At 70.4% G+C, this 2155-nt stretch carries 2 protein-coding genes; both read left to right on the top strand.

Annotated features, from left to right (window positions below; translation table 11 throughout):
* On the top strand, nt 1-1695 hold a 1695-nt coding region (locus ACI2LP_RS34315; protein ID WP_404728453.1), incomplete at its 5' end, for a CocE/NonD family hydrolase.
* 163 nt (nt 1696-1858) lie between these two features.
* Nucleotides 1859-2155: DUF6069 family protein (locus ACI2LP_RS34310; RefSeq protein WP_404728452.1), on the top strand; the 297-nt coding region annotated here is incomplete at its 3' end.

Below are 2155 nucleotides of genomic sequence, written 5' to 3'. Positions count from 1 at the left end.
GTGGAGCCCGGCCAGCGTCAGCTCAACGGACCGCAGACCACCGGTCGTCAGTACCGCAACCTGTCCTTGGCCCTCCACGGGACGACCCGCGAGGACAATGTGCCCGTCCCGGTCCGCGACGGTACCCAGCTCCTGGCCGACATTCACCGACCCGACGCGGACGGCAGGTTCCCCGCGCTCATCGCGGCGGCCCCTTATCCCCGCCAGCTCCAGGACCTGGGCGCCCCCGCGGCCGTCATCGAGGCCGGCACCAGCGACTTCTGGGTGCCGCGCGGCTACGCCCATGTCATCGCCAACCTCCGCGGCACGGTCGGCTCGGGCGGCACCTACAGCTTCTTCGACGAGCAGGAGCGCAAGGACCTGTTCGACCTGGTCGAGTGGGTCGCCAGGCAGCCCTGGTGCGACGGGAACGTAGGCATGATCGGCATCAGCTACTACGCCATGAGCCAGATGGAGGCGGCCACCCAGCGCCCGCCACACCTCAAGGCCCTGTTCCCCTTCAACGTCACTGTCCAGGTCCGGGAAGCCGCCTACCACAACGGCCTTTTGAGCGAGGCTTTCATCACCCCCTGGATCCATGCGCTGGGCGTCCTGTCCGCCCACGGCGACCGCCTCTACCGCAAGGGCCTGTCCCGCCTCCTGCGCCGGTTCCTCGCCATCCCCGCCATCCACCGGCGGTTCAGCCACACCGACGGCGTCCAGGCGAACCGCGGCCTGCGGCTGGTCAGCCGCTTCCGCCACGACGCCCACCCATGGAATGCCCTGTTGAACGCAGTCGCCACCGAGCACCCCACCCGGGATGCGTGGTGGGACGAGCGTGACCTGACCGGACTGCTCGCCGGTGTCGACATCCCCGTCTACCTCGGCGGCGAGTGGTCCAACGTCCCCCTCCACCTGACCGGCCTCTTCGAAGCCTGGGACGCCCTCGCCCACAACCCGCACGTGCGCATGACCATGCTCGGGGACCACAGCCTGCCCTGGCCATGGGAAAGCATGCACATCGAGGCCCTCGCCTGGTTCGACCACTGGCTCAAGGGCCGGGACACCGGCATTCTCGAAGGCCCTGCCATCCGCTACTGGCTGCCCGGGGCCGAACAGTGGCGCACCGCCGACTCCTGGCCCCCGCCGGCCACCCACATCGCCCTGGCCCTCAACGCCGACGGCTCCCTCACGGCCGACGAGCGGCCGGGCGAGCGCAGTTACGCCACCGACGGCGCGAACGCCATGTCCGTACAGCTGAGTTGGACCAGCGACCCCCTTCCTGACGACATCGATATGGTCGGCCACCCCGAACTACGGCTCGCCGCCACCAGCAGCGCGACCGACACGGCATGGATCCTGCTCCTGCAAGACGTCGGCCCGGACGGCAAGGCCGCCGACATCACCCAGGGCTGGCTGCGCGCCGGCATGCGCCACGTCGATGAGGCCGCGAGTGAGGCGGGCAGGCCCGTCCTCCCGATGCAGGCGCGGATCCCTATCCCTTCGGGCGAGCCGGTCGATTACCGCCTACCGCTGGTCGCCAACGCCCGCCGGTTCCACCGCGGGCACCGCATCCGGCTGATCCTCACCAGCGACGACACCCGCGAGGACTTCCAGCCCATGCTGCTGTTCAGCCACGCTCCCGTCGGGATCGCGGGCGTCAACACGGTTCACTCCCGCTCACGCCTGCTCCTTCCGATCTTGGACGGCGAATGAGCGGGTTGCCCTGCGGCCGAGACGCCCGATGGGTCCGTTCGTCTCGATCACCCTCCCGGTGAACCCCTGGCCGGAACCGGCGTACGCCTCCCCACCACACACCTCTTCGCCCGCAAAGACCCCGCCCAGGCACGACCGTCCCCACCCCCGAAGGAATGCCATGATGACTGCCACATCCACCCGCCGGGCCACCCCGAGCCTCCGCCGCCACGCATGCGCGGTCGGCGGCGCCGTCCTGGCCACAGCCCTGCTGTGGACCGCAGCCCGCAGCCTCGGCGTCGAACTTCGCGTCGATGCCCGCGACGGACGACCGCCCCAGGTCGTCGGCCTGCCCCTCGTCGCCGGCAGCACGCTCGTCGTCTCCCTGCTCGCCTCAGCGACGCGAAAGTGGCTGGACCGGTTGACCGACCGGGCCCCGACCGTCTGGACCCGACTGGCCGGCACCGTGTTGCTGGTGTCG

The sequence above is a fragment of the Streptomyces sp. NPDC019890 genome (assembly GCF_044903445.1).
Lineage (GTDB): Bacteria > Actinomycetota > Actinomycetes > Streptomycetales > Streptomycetaceae > Streptomyces.
Note: the sequence above shows the minus strand (reverse complement) of the source record. Positions and strands in the feature narration are given on the sequence as shown.